Origin of the sequence: Bradyrhizobium sp. 186, from assembly GCF_023101685.1 — a bacterium.
Taxonomy (GTDB): Bacteria; Pseudomonadota; Alphaproteobacteria; order Rhizobiales; family Xanthobacteraceae; genus Bradyrhizobium.
Genome location: NZ_CP082164.1, coordinates 414,695 through 429,856 on the forward strand (window position 1 = coordinate 414,695; position 15,162 = coordinate 429,856).

The window sequence follows — 15,162 nt, forward strand, 5'->3', positions numbered from 1 at the left end:
GGGTTATGCGGCGAGAAGCAGGATTTCGCGCACCTGTGCCGGGCCATCGATCTTGCGCGGGTTGCGGGGCACCCAGGGCGTGCGCATGGCCTGCTCGGCGATGGCATCGAAATGCTCCGGCGAGACGCGAACGTCCGACAGGCTGCGCGGCATGCCGAGCGAACGGATGAAGGCGTCCAGCACGTCGGCGGCATCCCGGCCGGGAAAACCCATCGCAGCGGCGACGATCATCTGGCGCTCGGCATTGTCGTGCGCGTTCCAGCGCATCACCGCGGGCAGCATGACGCAGGAGGTGTAGCCATGCGGCACGTCGAAGGCCGCACCCAGCACGTAGCCGATGCCGTGGCTCGCGCCCATCGGCACACCGGCTGAAAGCGCGCCCATCGACAGCCAGGTGCCGATCTGCGCATCCATCCGCGCGTCGAGATCGGCGGGGTTGGCTTTCACCCGCGGCAGCGCGTCGGCGAGCATGGCGAGGCCCTTCACCGATTGCGCGTCGGCGTAGGGGTGCGTCTCGCGCGAGCAGATCGCCTCGACGCAATGATCGACGGCGCGGATGCCGGTCGACAGGAATAGCCATTCCGGCGTGTGCACGGTGATGGCGGGATCGAGGATGGTCGCGCGCGGCACGGTGAGCGGATGCCGCAGCATTTCCTTCACATGCGTGCGGCGGTTGGTCACGCCCGCGATCGCGCTGAACTCGCCGCCGGCGATCGTGGTCGGGACACTGATCTGGCGCACGGTCGGCGGCGTCATCTCGGGCGCGACGCCCTTGTGCACGCGGATGCGTTCGATGCCGTCGACGTTGTCGATGCCGTTGGCGAGGCAGAGCTGCACCGCCTTGGCGCCGTCAGTGATCGAGCCGCCACCCACGGTAACGATCAAATCGGCACCTGCCTCGCGCGCCGCATTGGCTGCCGCAATCACAGCCTCGCGCGGCGTGTGCGCCGGCATGGCGTCGAACAGCCCGGCGCAGCGCGTGCCGAGCGCCTGCCTGATCTTCTCGATTTCGTCGGTCTGCCGGTTCAGCGTGCCGGAGACCATCAGGAAGGCGCGACGTGTCCCCAGCCGGTCCATCTGCGCGACGATGGCTGCGGCCGCGGGATGGCCGAACACAACCTCCTCGATCGCGCCGTAAACGACACGTCCCTGGTGCACGTCTGTTCTCCCCGGACAATTCGTCTTGGTTTTGTTATGGCAGTCTAATCGAGGGAGCGGCGTCCGTCATGCGCGAAGACGCTGGCGTGAGGCCCACGCTGGATGCGGCGCGCACCCATCGCCCGCCATATTCATGAGCCCGGCGAATAAGCCCATTCGCGCACCGCCCGCTAATCGTCCCGTGAGAAGCCGGCTATCTCTGTGTCAGCCCGTCATCCGGCTGGGGTATCCCACCGGAGATGGCGCCCGCCGTCGTCTTGAATATTTCATCATTGAAACCCATCTTGTGGCGCTTGCGGGTAGGCGCGTACCCTGCTGTCTCTGCGGCTTTTATGCGAGGACCTGGGATGAGCGGACCGGACGGAAGCGAGCAATTTGTCAAAACGCACGATTTCGTTTCGCTTCGGCCCCGCGCAATCGCCGGGCTTCTTGCCGCGGCATTCGCCCTCGCCGGCTGTGGACAGCCGGCCTCGCAAGCCGCCGCCCCGCCGCCGCCGGCGGTGACCGTCGCCGAGCCGGTCAAACGCACCGTCACCGATTGGGACGAATTCACCGGCCGCTTCGAGGCAATGGAGGAGGTGCAGGTGCGCCCCCGCGTCGGCGGCTTCGTCAACTCCGTCGAATTCCAGGACGGCGCGATCGTGCATCAGGGCGATCTGCTTTACGTCATCGACCCGCGCCCGTTCGAGGCGGTGGCGGAGCAGGCGGACGGCCAGCTCTCGGACGCGCGCGCCAGGGTGGAACTCGCCAAGCGCGAGCTCGACCGCGGCCTGAACCTGGTCCAGACCAGCGCCGTGTCCGAGCAGGTCGTCGACCAGCGCCGCCAGGCCTTGCAGGCCGCCCACGCCGCGGAGGTGCAGGCCGAAGGCGCGCTGAAGGCCGCCAAGCTCAACATCGAATTCACGCACGTGACGGCGCCGCTGACGGGTCGCGTCAGCCGCCATCTCGTCAGCCCCGGCAATCTCGTGCAGGGCAGCGACAACGGCACCTCGACGCTGCTGACCTCGATTGTGACGCTGGATCCGATCTACGTCTATTTCGACATGGATGAGGCGACATTCATCAAGTACAGCAAGCTGTGGTTCGAAGGCAGGCGCCCGAGCTCGCGCGATACGGCGAACCCGGTGCAGGTGATGCTGGCCGGCGAGACCAAGCCGTCGCATGAGGGCACCATCAACTTCCTCGACAACCGCCTCGACGTCTCGACCGGCACGCTACGCAGCCGCGCCGTCGTCAAGAACACCGACCTCTCGATTCTGCCCGGCCAGTTCGGCCGCGTCCGGCTGATCGGCAGCGCGCCCTATGAGGCGCTGCTGATTCCCGACGTCGCGGTCGCAACCGACCAGTCCCGCAAGATCGTGTTGGTGGTCAAGCCGGACGACACCGTCGAGGCGCGTCCCGTGGTGCTGGGGCCGTTTGATGACGGCCTGCGCGTGATCCGCGAAGGGCTGAAGGCGGAGGACCGCGTCATCGTCAACGGCATCCAACGCGCCCGTGTCGGCGCCAAGGTGGCTCCGTCTCCCGCGCAAGCACCGGCCGGTGGCAAGCCCGGTGACAAGTCATGAATCTTGGCCGCCTCTCCATCAACCAGCCCATTCTGGCGATGGTGCTGTCGATCGTGCTGTTGATCGTCGGCGCGCTCGCCTACACCACACTGCCGGTCTCCGAATATCCGCAAGTGGTGCCGCCGACCGTCGTCGTCACCACGCAATATCCGGGCGCCTCGGCGCAAACCGTTTCCGACACCGTCGCCGCTCCGATCGAGCAACAGATCAACGGCGTCGAGGACATGCTGTATCTCTACAGCCAAGCGACCTCGAACGGGCAATTGACGATCACCGTCACCTTCAAGCTCGGCACCGACCTCGACAAGGCGCAGGTGCTGGTCCAGAATCGCGTCGCGATCGCGCAGCCGCAACTGCCGGACGAAGTGCAGCGCAACGGCGTCGTCACCCGCAAGAACTCGCCCGACATCCTGATGGTCGTGTTCATGCTGTCGCCCGACGACACGTTCGACCAGCTCTACATCTCCAATTACGCGCTGCTCCAGGTCCGCGACCAGCTGCTGCGGATCGACGGCGTCGGCGACATCCAGATTTTCGGCGCACGCGATTATTCGATGCGGTTGTGGCTTGATCCGGACCGTATCGCCAATCTCGGCTTGACCTCGACCGAAGTGCTCGCGGCGATCCGTGCGCAGAACGTGCAGATCGCGGGCGGCCAGATCGCCGAGCCGCCGATCGCGGACCGCGCCTTCCAGCCGAACCTCGTTTTCACCGGGCGCCTGAAGGACCAGAAGCAGTTCGAGGACATTCTGATCAAGGCCGGTTCCGACGGCCGCACGGTTCGGCTGCGCGACGTCGCGCGCATCGAGCTCGGTGCGCTGGCGTACTCGACCAACAGCTTCCTGTTGCGCAAATCGGCAGTCGCCATGCTGGTGACGCAGCGGCCGGGATCGAACGCGCTCGCGACGGCAAAAAACATCTCCGACACGATGACGAAGCTCAAGGCGAGCTTCCCGAAGGGCCTCGATTACAATATCGGCTACAACCCGACCGAGTTCATCGCGCAGTCCGTCCACGAGCTGATCAAGACCATCTACGAGGCCATGCTGCTGGTGGTCATCGTGGTGCTGGTGTTCCTGCAAGGATGGCGACCGGCGATCATTCCGATCATCGCTATACCGGTCTCGCTGGTCGGCACCTTCGCGGTGATGGCGGCACTCGGTTTCTCCATCAACAATCTCACGCTGTTCGGCCTCGTGCTCGCCGTCGGCATCGTGGTCGACGACGCCATCGTCGTGGTCGAGAATGTCGAGCGCCATCTCGAGCACGGCATGAGCCGGCGTGACTCCGCACTCAAGACCATGGAGGAAGTCGGCGGCGCGCTGGTCTCGATCGCGCTGGTGCTGTGCGCGGTGTTCGTCCCGACGGCGTTCTTAGGGGGAATTTCCGGCCAGTTCTTTCAGCAGTTCGCCGTCACCATTGCGGTTGCGACTGCGATCTCCTGCTTCTGTTCGCTGACGCTGTCGCCGGCGCTGGCCTCGCAGATCCTGGTCCCGCACGAGCAGAAGCGGCCGCCGGCGCGCTGGAACTTTGTCGCGCGCGGCTGGAACGCCTTCACCGGCGTCTTCAACCGCGTGTTCGACCGGCTCGCGCATGGCTATGCCGGCGTCGCTAATTTCGTGATCCGGCATTCGGTGGTGATGATCCTGATCTACGTCGTGCTGATCGGCAGCGCCGGCTGGTTGATCGTGACGACGCCGCAAGGCTTCATTCCGTCGCAGGATCGCGGCTACGTCATCATCTCCGTGCAATTGCCGGGCGCGGCGTCGCTGGCGCGTACAACCGAGGTCGTGCGCGAGATCGAGCGGATCTCGCTGGATACGCCGGGCATCGTTCGCGTCGCCGCCTTCGCCGGTTTCTCCGGCGCCACCCGCACCCAGGCCGGCAATGCGGCTGCGCTGTTTCCGGTGTTCGACGAGCCCGAGGCGCGGATAAAGAAGGGGCTGTCCGCCAACGCCATCACTGCCGAGCTGCGCAAGCGCCTCGCCGCGATCCAGGGCGCCTTCATCATCGTCATTCCACCGCCGGCCGTGCCGGGCATCGGCACCGGCGGCGGCTTCACCATCCGCATCCAGGACCGGCAGGGCCGTGGGCCGGAACTGCTTGCGTCCGCGACCGACGAGCTTGTCGCCGCCGCGCGCAAGGCGCCGAGCCTCACCTCGGTGTTCTCGCCGTTCACAGCCAACACGCCGCAGCTCTTCGTCGACATCGACCGCACCAAGGCGCAGAAGCTCGGCGTTCCCATCGCCAATATCAACGACACGATCCAGACCTATTTCGGATCGACCTATGTCAACGACTTCAACCTGTTCGGCCGCACCTATCACGTCACCGCCCAAGCCGACCTGCCGTTCCGCAAAGAACCGAGCGATCTCGCGCGGCTGCGCACGCGCAATGCCGCCGGCGACATGGTGATGCTCGGCAGCGTGGTGGAGTTCAAGGACGCCTCGGGTCCCGATCGCGTCGCGCGCTACAATCTCTATGCGGCGTCCGAATTGCAGGGTGAGCCTGCGCCGGGCACGAGTTCGACGACCTCGCTCAACACGATCAAGAAGCTCGCGGACGACACCCTGCCGAGCGGCTTCACCTTCGAATGGACCGATCTATCCTATCAGCAGATCACCGGCGGCAATGCCGGCCTCTACGTATTCCCGATCTGCGTGCTGTTCGTCTATCTGGTGCTCGCCGCGCAGTATGGTAGCTGGACCTTGCCGTTCGCGGTGATCCTGATCGTGCCGATGTGTCTGCTCGCCGCGACCATCGGCGTGCGTATCATGGGGCAGGACGTCAACATCCTTACGCAGATCGGCTTCGTCGTGCTGGTGGGGTTGGCGGCGAAGAACGCGATCCTGATCGTCGAGTTCGCGCGCGACATCGAACTCGAAGGCAAGCCGCGGCTGGAGGCCGTGATCGACGCCTGCCGCCTGCGCCTGCGGCCGATCCTGATGACGTCCTTCGCCTTCATCCTCGGCGTGCTGCCGCTGGTGATCTCGTCCGGCTCGGGCTCGGAGATGCGGCAGGCCGTCGGCGTCGCCGTCTTCTTCGGCATGATCGGCGTCACCTTGTTCGGACTTTTGTTCACGCCGATCTTCTATGTGGTGGTGCGGAATCTCGCCGAGGGCCGCCGCGACAAGAAGCCGGAGGTAGTTGCCTGATCGCTGCCGGTCGTGCCATCAGCGTATCCACAATCACGCTGTCGTCCCGGACAAGCGCAAGCGCAGATCTGGGACCCATACCCCCAGGGAGTGGTTTGGCCAAGACGGGTAACCACTGGCTCAGGCCACAACTCCTTCCTGTGGCTATGGGTCCCGGATCGGCGCTCCGCTCCAGACAACGCTGCGCGTTGTCGGAAGCTGCGCTTGTCCGGGACGACATCGGTTTTTGACGCGCACCTCCATACTAACGGCCTACGCCGAAAATGGATGGGCAGGCGCGGGGTTCTTCACTAGTATCCGCGCGATTTCAAAACAGAAAACTGCTGGGAGCTAACATATGAAATCAGCACTTTTGGCCGCTGTCGCAACTTCGGCTTTGCTGCTGGCGGCGCCGGCCTTCGCGCAAGGCGTCAAGATCGGCATCCTCAACGACCAGTCCGGCGTCTATGCCGACTACGGCGGAAAATGGTCGGTCGAGGCCGCCAGGATGGCGATCGAGGATTTCGGCGGCGAGGTGCTGGGCCAGAAGATCGAGCTCGTGACCGCCGACCACCAGAACAAGCCCGACCTCGCGAGCTCGATCGCGCGGCGCTGGTATGACGTCGAGAACGTCGACATGATCACGGAGCTGACGACCTCCTCGGTCGCACTGGCGATCCACGAGCTCTCCAAGGAAAAGAAGAAGATCGACATCGTCGTCGGTGCCGCGACCTCGCGCCTCACGGGCGACGCCTGTCAACCCTACGGCTTCCATTGGGCCTATGACACCCGCGCGCTCGGCGTCGGCACCGGCGGCTCGCTGACCAAGGCCGGCGGCGACACCTGGTTCTTCCTCACCGCGGATTACGCCTTCGGCTACGCGCTGGAAAAGGACACCAGCGAGATCGTCACCGCCAATGGCGGCAAGGTGGTCGGCTCGGTGCGCGTGCCGCTCAACTCGTCTGACTTCTCCTCCTTCCTGCTCCAGGCGCAGAGCTCGAAGGCGAAGATCGTGGGCCTCGCCAATGCCGGCCTCGACACCACCAACTCGATCAAGCAGGCGGCCGAGTTCGGCATCGTCTCCGGCGGCCAGAAGCTCGCCGGCCTCTTGATGACGCTCGCCGAAGTGAACGGGCTCGGCTTGCAGGCCGCGCAAGGCCTGGTGCTGACCGAGGGCTATTACTGGGATATCAACGACCGCACGCGCAATCTCGGCGAACGCTTCCTCAAGCGCACCGGGCGGATGCCGAACATGATTCAGGCCGGCACCTATTCGGCGACGATCAGCTATCTCAAGGCGGTCAAGGCCGCCGGCACCAAGGACCCGGATGCGGTCGCCAAGAAGCTGAAAGAGCTGCCGGTCGACGACGGCTTTGCGCAAGGTGGCAAGGTGCTCGAGAACGGCCGCATGGTCCACGACATGTATCTGTTCGAGGTCAAGAAGCCGTCGGAGTCGAAGAAGCCCTGGGACTATTACAAGCTGCTCGCAACAGTTCCGGGCGATAAGGCTTTCTTCACCGCCAAGGACAGCGGCTGCCCGCTGACGAAGTGAGGCAACGCTGCCGCCTCGCTCTCACTGTCGTCCCGGACAAGCGCGCCACAAGTGCGCGCAGATCCGGGAACCATAACCACAAACGGACGTGGTTACGGGGACTCAGAGTTACCAGCTCGCGCACAATGCTTCCCTGTGGTTGATGGGGTGGACGGCCCCCTACGGCATCAGTGTGCCAGAATGAGGTTGTCAGAAACTCATTCGCAGGAGCCGCCCGTGAACCAGATTATCCGTATTGGGATGGATACGTCGAAGTATATTTTCGTGCTGCATGGGGTTGATGCGGCGGAGCAGCCGGTCTTGCGCAAGAAGCTGTCGCGCAAGCAGGTGGCGGAGTTCTTCGCCAAGTTGCCGCCGACCGTGATCGGGATGGAGGCCTGCGGGGCTTCGCAACATTGGGCGCGGGAGCTTCGCCAGCTCGGCCACGAGGTGAAGCTGATGGCGCCGCAACTGGTGAAGCCCTACGTGTCGCGGAACAAGAACGACGGGCGGGACGCGGAAGGGCTGTGCGAGGCGATGAGCCGGCCGACCATGCGGTTCGTGCCGGTGAAGAGCGCCGAGCAGCAGGCCGCATTGATGCTGACGGGCATCCGCGACGGGCTGATCGCCCGGCGCACTCAGCTGACCAATACGATCCGCGGCCATGCGGCGGAGTTTGGCCTGATTGCGCCCAAGGGGCTGGACAAGATCGAGCCGTTGCTGGCGCAGATTGCGCAGGACGAGACGCTTCCCGTCCTGGCGCGCGAGCTGTTTGTCGTGCTGGGCCGCGAATGCGCCAAGCTCGAGAGCGAGCTGGAGGCGATCGAAGCCAGGCTGATGGCCTGGCACCGTGGCGATGCCATGGGCCGGCGTTTGGCGCAGATCCCCTCGGTCGGTCCGATCGTTGCCACCGCGCTGGTGATGAAGACGCCGGATCCGCGGGCGTTCCGCTCCGGTCGTCACTTTGCGGCCTGGGTGGGATTGACGCCCAAGGACCATTCCACTGCCGGCAAGACCAGGCTTGGCAAGATCACCCGGGCGGGCGACGAGGACTTGAGGCGGCTGCTCGTGATCGGGGCCACGGCCGTGATCCAGCAGGCCCGACGAGGCCGCGGCCAACACTCACGTTGGCTGCTGGCGCTGATTGCGCGCAAGCCGCCGAAGCTTGCGGCCGTGGCGCTCGCCAACAAGGTGGCCCGCATCGCCTGGAAGCTCATGGTGACGGGAGAGAGTTACGATGCGGCGCGGTTGAATGCCGCTGCGGCAGGGGCCGCCTAACAGATTGGCCGACCGGCGGGCTCGCTCGCCGGCCGACCCGGAGCTGCAGGAGCAGATGGAGCGATCGATCGAGCAACGATGCGAGACATTCCGTGGGACCCATTGGCCGCCAGCAGGTCGCCGGGTTGTTTGGAACCCGCATCGCGCAAACCATCTTGGCCAGCGATCTAATCCATCGCACTCAACAGGCCGGACATATGGATGCAAGCGATCCGATCTCTCAAAAAGCTCTTGTGCCACGGGGGCCGTCCACATATGGGTCCCGGATCGGCGCTCCGCTTCGCTGCGCTTGTCCGGGACGACGGCGGAATGAGTGGCGCCGCGGTGCCCCCTACACCAACCGCAACACCACCGCCCCCAGCGCGCCGGCCCATAACGCGATGCTGGCGATGCCCTGGATCGCAAAGCCCGGGCCTCGCTTCGCGGCAGCCTTCGAATAGCCGATGAAATAGACGATGCGGCCGATGATCCAGACCGCGCCGATTCCCGCTGCGATCGCATCGCTGATATAGATCGCGAACAGCCAGAGCGGCGGCAGGAAGATCGGCATCCATTCCAGCGTATTGATCTGAATGCGGAAGGCGCGCTCGAAATCCGGATGGCCGGACATCGCCGGCACCTTGACGCCGGTCTTGGTGCGCGAGCGCGACACGTTGATGCAGGTGACGAAATAAAACAGGATCGCCAGCAGCGTGACGAGGGCCGTGAGGTGATACATCGCTAGTCCCTTGAAAGAGGTCGCGGTTCAATACCCGGTCAGCTCGAGATAGCCAACGCCCTCATGCGTGCCGGCAAAGCTGATCGGTCCCTCCCAATACGAGAAGCCGGTCCCCATCCAGGCCTTTGGGTTGAGCGGCTTGCAGAGGATCGAGAATGATCGCGATGGAATTACGATCTGCCACTCCACTGGCAGCTTGTGTCCCGCGACTTCCGCCGTTGCCTTCGGCGTCATATGAATATTGCTGCCCGCAATCAGTTGCGTGTCGCCGGCGGCACTGGTCCAGTTGCCGAACGGATAATTTTTGCCGTCCTTTTGCCGCAGCCGGTACAGCATCAGCTTGTCGCCGGACGCGAGATGCAGTGACAGCCAGTCCCAGCCGGTCTGGTCGGTGTCGAGCGGCTGGCTGCTCCACTCCCGGTCCATCCATGCCTGGCCCGACACCTCGACCGGCTTGTCGTCGATGGTGAGCGTGCCGCGCGCGCGGAAGAACGGTTGGCTGTAGTAGTAGGATGCCTGACCGCGCTCGGACTTGCGGCTGAAGCCGCCATCGCCCTGCAACACGACCGGACGATCGGCCTCGAGTGTGAGCGCGTAGCTGAAGTCGGAGCCCGAGGCTTTCAGGGTCACCGGCGCCAAAGTGCGATCGCCGGCATTGTCAGATCCCTTCATCTCCCAATCGTCGATCCACGCCGCGAACGGTTTTGCCGTGACGCCCGCCTGCCCGATACCGCCGCGTGAAAATGCCTCGTTGAAACGGTGGGTATCGGCCCGTGTCACCGCGGCGTGCCCCATCCATAGCTGCTGATTGGCCCAGCCCTCGCCTTGCGGCCCCGGCTGCGTTGCCTGCCTGAACAGGGTCCATTGCAGGCCGCTAGCCGCGCCGCTGCCATCGACGAGGTTCGCCGTGAGATACCACCACTCGATGCGAAACTCCGGGTGCGGGCCGTGATCGGCCGGGAAGGCGAACGTTTTTCCCGGCGTCACCGGCGCAAAGCCGTCGGCCTTCTCGCCGAGCCCGGCATAGCCTTGCGCGCCTGCACGGCGTGCGAGGGCGAGCGCAGCGACACCGCCGAACAAAGCGCGCCGAGAGATTCTGTCAGCGCTCATTGGCGAACACCTTGACGAGATTCGCGGGTTGCATCCGCGCCAGCCGCGCAAGCGGCAACAGTGCAGCGAGCAACGAGGCAAACAACGCAACCGCGACCAGCTCGACCAGATGCAGTGGAAACACATGGAACGGCAGCCGCCAGCCGAACGCCTTCACATTGACGATCGCGATCAGGCACCACGCCACCAATAGCCCGAGCGGTACGGCGAGCAGGGACGTGAACAGCGCAACCGACAGCGTCTTGGTCAGTTCGATCGCGGCGAGGCGCGGCCGGGTGATGCCGATCGCCCAGAGCGGCGCGAGCTGCGGCAACCGTGAGTTCGCCAGCGTCAACAGGCTGGTCAAGAGCGCGATGCCGGCCACGCCCAGCGTGAAGGCATTCAAGGCGGATGTGACGGCAAAGGTGCGGTTGAAGATGCGGATCGATTCCGCCTTCACCGTTGCCTGATCAGCGACGTTGCGGTCGTCGAGCGCAAACTGCTTCTGCAATGCAGCGATCAATCCCGGAATCTTGTCCCGCGCGACGATGAGGCCGATCCGCGTCTGCGGCGTCTGCGGAAACTGCCGGATCAGCGCCGCGACATTGACCGCCAGTTGTCCCTTCGGATTGCCGTAATCGGCGTAGATCCCGACGATGTCGAGCTCCCAGGTCCCGCCCGGTGCCGGCACCTCGACGACGTCGCCGACGCGGACGTTCATGCGGCGGCTCAGCTGCTCGCTGATAAAGGCGGCATTGCCCGGCACGAGTCGGGTCCAGGCGCGCGGCGCGGTTTCCAGCAGCGGCCAGCGTTCGCGATAGAGCGCGTGATCGGGAAGGCCCAGCAACTCGACTGGCTGGCCCTCGATCTGCGTCTCCGCGCGCCCGCCCGACAGGATCGCCTGGACTTCGCTGCGGTCGCGCAGCCAGCTTCGGATCGCGACGCCTTGCGCATTGTCGGAGGTGCTGATGTAGACGTCGGCCGCGAGGCGTCCGTTGAGCCAGCCGACAAAGGTGCGGCTGAAAGTTTCCACCATGGTGGAGACGCCGACATTGACGGCGAGCGCGAGCAGCAACGCCATCAGCGCCAGCGACAATCCGGAGAGTTGCTGTCGGCTGTCCGCCCAGAACCACAGCACAAGCGGCCTCCGCGCGTAGCGCTGGCCGGCGAGCAGGATGATTTCGAGGCAGGCCGGCAAGATCAGCGCCGCGCCCAGCATCAGCGCCGCCAGCACGCCAAAGCCCGCGATCAGCGATTGCCCGTAGCGAAGCAGCAGCAGCGCGACTGCAAACACGATGCACGCAGCGGCGCCTTGCAGGATCAGCCAGCGGCGTTGCCTCTGCTGCCAGGCGCGCGGCTGCGCCGTGGCCAGCACCGGCATCCGGAACGCCTTGATCAGGCTGGTCGCGGCTGCCACCATCGCGCCGGCGATGCTGATGCCGATGCCGGCCAACCACCATTCGCCGCGCAGCGTGAGCTGCCCCGGGATCTGCGCGCCATAGAGCCCGCGCAGCGAGGCCGCGACATCGGGCAATAGCGCAGCCGCGATGAAATAGCCGCAGACGAGCCCGATCAGGCCAGCGACCAGCGCAAGCACCACCAGCTCGAATACCAGCACCGTGTTGACCAGGCGCGCCGACGCGCCACAGGCCCGCAACGTGCGCAGCATCGGCAGCCGCTGCTCGAAGGCGAGGCCGACGGCGGAATTGACGATGAAGAGGCCGACGAAGAACGACAACAGTCCGAATGCCGTGAGGTTGAGGTGAAAACTGTCGGTGAGATGTTCCAGCTCGGTCTCCGCTGTCGGCTCGATCCGCTGCAATCGGTCTCCGACGATGCCTGCGAGCGGCGCGGGCTTGCCCTTCGGCTTGCCGATCAGCAGCCGCGATACCTGGTCCGGCTTGTTCAGCAGACGCTGCGCCACGCCGATGTCGACGACGAGCACGTTGGGCACGAGCTGCGGCAGCACGCGCAGCGGTGGCAGCTTCGCACCGTCGCTGATCGATGTGACCGCGCCGTCCTGCTCCTGCAAATCGGTCAGTGTCTCCTGTGCCACCAGCGTCTGGCCCGGCGCGGCGACGAAGTTGCCCAAATCCGCGGCGCCAAGGCGTGGCGCATTGCCGACATCGGCCGGCAGCGTCACCGGTTCGATGCCGAGCAGCCGCACCGAATGTCCGTTGATCTGGACTCGGCCTTCGAGCATCGGCGAGACCGGCCAGCCCGCGCGCCGGAGCTTGACGAACAAATCCTGCGGAAAGGTCGCGGCATTCGGCGCGACCAGCATCGCCGTGCGCACGCCGCCGAACGTTGCCGCCGCGCGGTCATAGGCATCATGGGCCTGCTGATTGATGGCCTGAACGCCGCTCCACAGCGCGGTCGCCGAGATCAGCCCGATCAGGAGCGTCGCGAACTGCATCTTGTGCCTCCGCCAATGGCTCAGCAGTACGGCAAGGACCCACAGCGCGCGCCTCATGCGATCCGCCCCGCATGCAGGATGACGTGGCGGTCGAGCGTGCCCGCCAGGTGCAGGCTGTGCGTTACCATCAGGAAGCCACAGCCGGTGTGCGCGACGAGGTCGCGCGTCAGCGCCAGCACGTCGTCGGCGGTCGACTCGTCGAGATTGCCGGTCGGCTCGTCCGCGAGCAGCAGCAGGGGCTTGGTCGCCAGTGCCCGGCCGATCGCGACCCGCTGCTGCTGGCCGCCGGACAATTGCTCGGGATAGCGCTTGAGCAGGCCGCCGAGCCCGAGCCGCTCGACCAGCTCCTTGGTCCAGGCCGCATCATGGCGGCCGGCGATCCGCGCCTGGAAGACCAGATTGTCCTCCACCGACAGGCTCGGGATCAAATTGTACTGCTGAAAAACCAGGCCGATCCGATCGCGTCGTAGCGCCGCGCGGCCCGCGTCCGACAGCTTGGTGACCTCGGTGTCCTCCAGCCGGATCGTGCCGCCATCGGCGGCATCCAGCCCGGCGATCAGATGCAACAGCGTGCTCTTGCCGCTGCCGGATTCGCCGGTCAGTGCGACGCGCTCGCCGCGCTTGAGGTCGAGATCGACACCGCGCAGGACATGGACCGGTTCGCCGGCCGACGAGAAGGTCTTGGAGAGATTTTTGATGCTCAGCACGATCGATGGCGCCGGACGGAATTAACGGAAATGCTGCGTAGCACACTTGACGCGGAAATGCCGGGTTGCGTTGGCGTCGAAGCCGTTGTTAGCTCCACGAAGGCCAAATCATAAAAGTGCCAAAAAAGACAGACGGGGAGAATCATGAGCGCTCAGGGAACGCCCAAAGCGGCGGACAACACGGCGGGGATGTCCAAGAAAACACCAAAGGGCGCCTGGACCATCACCTTTCTCCTGTTTCTGTTCATGCTGGTGAACTTCGCCGACAAGATCGTCGTCGGCCTCGCCGGCGTTCCAATCATGACCGACCTGAAGCTCGAGCCGGAGCAGTTCGGCTTGCTCGGCTCGTCGTTCTTCTTCCTGTTCTCGATCTCGGCCATCGTGGTCGGCTTCATCGTCAACAAGGTGCCGACGCGCTGGGTGCTGCTGACACTCGCCGTGATCTGGGCGCTGGCGCAGTTTCCGATGGTCGGCACCGTCAGCTTCACCACGCTGCTGATCTGCCGCATCGTGCTGGGCGCCGGCGAAGGCCCGGCCTTCTCGGTCGCCACGCACGCCATCTACAAATGGTTCCCGGACGAGAAGCGCACGATGCCGACCGCGATCCTGTCGCAGGGCTCGGCCTTCGGTGTGATCCTCGCGGTGCCGGCGCTGAACTGGATCATCGTCAACCACTCCTGGCACTATGCCTTCGGCGCACTCGGTGTCGTCGGCCTGATCTGGGTTGCGGCCTGGCTCACGCTCGGCAAGGAAGGCCCGCTGGAGGACACGCGGGTTCTCGCTGCCACCGAGACGAAAATTCCCTACGTTCAGCTGCTCACCTCGCGCACCTTCCTCGGCTGCGTGATTGCGACCTTCGGCGCCTATTGGGCGCTGTCGCTGGGGCTCACCTGGTTCACGCCCTTCATCGTCAAGGGTCTCGGTTTCTCGCAGAGCCAGGCCGGCTTCGTCTCGATCCTGCCCTGGGTGTTCGGCGCCACCATCGTCATCCTCACCGGCTGGATCTCGCAGGTGATGATGGCGCGCGGCTACACGACGCGCATCTCCCGCGGCGTGCTCGGCTCGGTGCCACTGATCATCGGCGGCCTGATCCTGGCGATGATGCCGCATGTTCAGGGCGCCGGCTTCCAGATCGCGCTGCTCGTGGTCGGCTCCGGCCTGTGCGGCGCGATCTACGTGGTCTGCCCTCCGATGCTCGGCGAGTTCACGCCGGCCTCGCAGCGCGGCGCCATCATCGCGATCTATGGTGCGCTCTATACGCTCTCCGGCATCATCGCGCCGAACGTGATGGGCACCGTGATCCAGCACGCCGGCAGCATGATCGACGGCTACATGACCGGCTTCACCATCAACGCCGTGATCATGGTCTGCTCCGGCCTCCTCGGCCTGGCGCTGCTGTGGCCGAACACCGAGCGCGCCCGGCTGACCCGGGGCACGGCTCCGCAGGCAGCCGCGCTGAAGGGCGCGGTATCGCCGACGTAAAGGTCGGCGGGCTGCCGCCCTTCCCAATCACAATCGTCGTCCCGGCCCCCGTGCGCAATTGCGCACTATGCCGGGACGAGTATG

At 65.2% G+C, this 15,162-nt stretch carries 10 protein-coding genes; 5 read left to right on the forward strand and 5 right to left on the reverse strand.

Annotated elements, in window-relative coordinates:
- Positions 1-3: 3 nt before the first annotated feature.
- Positions 4-1,158 carry an iron-containing alcohol dehydrogenase gene (locus IVB18_RS01865; RefSeq protein WP_247987649.1) on the reverse strand — a complete coding sequence of 385 codons (1,155 nt, stop codon included), beginning with the start codon at positions 1,156-1,158 and terminating at the stop codon, positions 4-6.
- 347 nt (positions 1,159-1,505) lie between these two features.
- Between IVB18_RS01865 and IVB18_RS01870 the strand changes: the two genes are divergently transcribed.
- The 4 genes from IVB18_RS01870 (at position 1,506) to IVB18_RS01885 (ending at position 8,666) form a co-directional block, all read left to right on the forward strand.
- A complete protein-coding gene (locus tag IVB18_RS01870; protein ID WP_247987650.1) occupies positions 1,506-2,723 on the forward strand; it encodes an efflux RND transporter periplasmic adaptor subunit in 1,218 nt (405 codons plus the stop codon).
- Positions 2,720-5,878, forward strand: a complete 3,159-nt coding sequence (locus tag IVB18_RS01875; protein ID WP_247987651.1) for a multidrug efflux RND transporter permease subunit — start codon at positions 2,720-2,722, stop codon at positions 5,876-5,878. Before IVB18_RS01870 ends, IVB18_RS01875 begins: the two co-directional genes overlap by 4 nt.
- A gap of 337 nt (positions 5,879-6,215) precedes the next feature.
- The gene (locus IVB18_RS01880; protein WP_247987652.1) at positions 6,216-7,409 is read left to right on the forward strand and encodes an ABC transporter substrate-binding protein; all 1,194 of its coding nucleotides are present in this window, start codon (positions 6,216-6,218) and stop codon (positions 7,407-7,409) included.
- Positions 7,410-7,625: 216 nt separating this feature from the next.
- Positions 7,626-8,666: an IS110 family transposase gene (locus IVB18_RS01885; protein ID WP_247987653.1), complete on the forward strand. Its 1,041-nt coding sequence runs from the start codon at positions 7,626-7,628 to the stop codon at positions 8,664-8,666.
- Between the two features lie 331 nt (positions 8,667-8,997).
- Here the strand turns inward: IVB18_RS01885 and IVB18_RS01890 are convergent, their stop codons facing one another.
- Genes IVB18_RS01890 through IVB18_RS01905 form a run of 4 tightly spaced genes read right to left on the reverse strand, consistent with a single transcriptional unit; the run spans position 8,998 to position 13,596 of the window.
- On the reverse strand, positions 8,998-9,384 hold the full coding sequence (locus IVB18_RS01890; RefSeq protein ID WP_247987654.1) for an MAPEG family protein: 387 nt from the start codon (positions 9,382-9,384) through the stop codon (positions 8,998-9,000).
- A gap of 27 nt (positions 9,385-9,411) precedes the next feature.
- The gene (locus IVB18_RS01895; RefSeq protein ID WP_247987655.1) at positions 9,412-10,494 is read right to left on the reverse strand and encodes a lipocalin-like domain-containing protein; all 1,083 of its coding nucleotides are present in this window, start codon (positions 10,492-10,494) and stop codon (positions 9,412-9,414) included.
- Complete coding sequence (locus IVB18_RS01900; RefSeq protein WP_247987656.1) at positions 10,484-12,946, reverse strand: FtsX-like permease family protein; 2,463 nt, start codon at positions 12,944-12,946, stop codon at positions 10,484-10,486. Before IVB18_RS01900 ends, IVB18_RS01895 begins: the two co-directional genes overlap by 11 nt.
- Positions 12,943-13,596 (reverse strand): ABC transporter ATP-binding protein, encoded by a 654-nt coding sequence (locus IVB18_RS01905; RefSeq protein WP_247987657.1) that lies wholly within the window; start codon positions 13,594-13,596, stop codon positions 12,943-12,945. Before IVB18_RS01905 ends, IVB18_RS01900 begins: the two co-directional genes overlap by 4 nt.
- A gap of 144 nt (positions 13,597-13,740) precedes the next feature.
- Here IVB18_RS01905 and IVB18_RS01910 point away from each other — a divergent pair, with 144 nt between their 5' ends.
- Positions 13,741-15,078 carry an MFS transporter gene (locus IVB18_RS01910; protein ID WP_247987658.1) on the forward strand — a complete coding sequence of 446 codons (1,338 nt, stop codon included), beginning with the start codon at positions 13,741-13,743 and terminating at the stop codon, positions 15,076-15,078.
- Positions 15,079-15,162 lie beyond the last annotated feature (84 nt).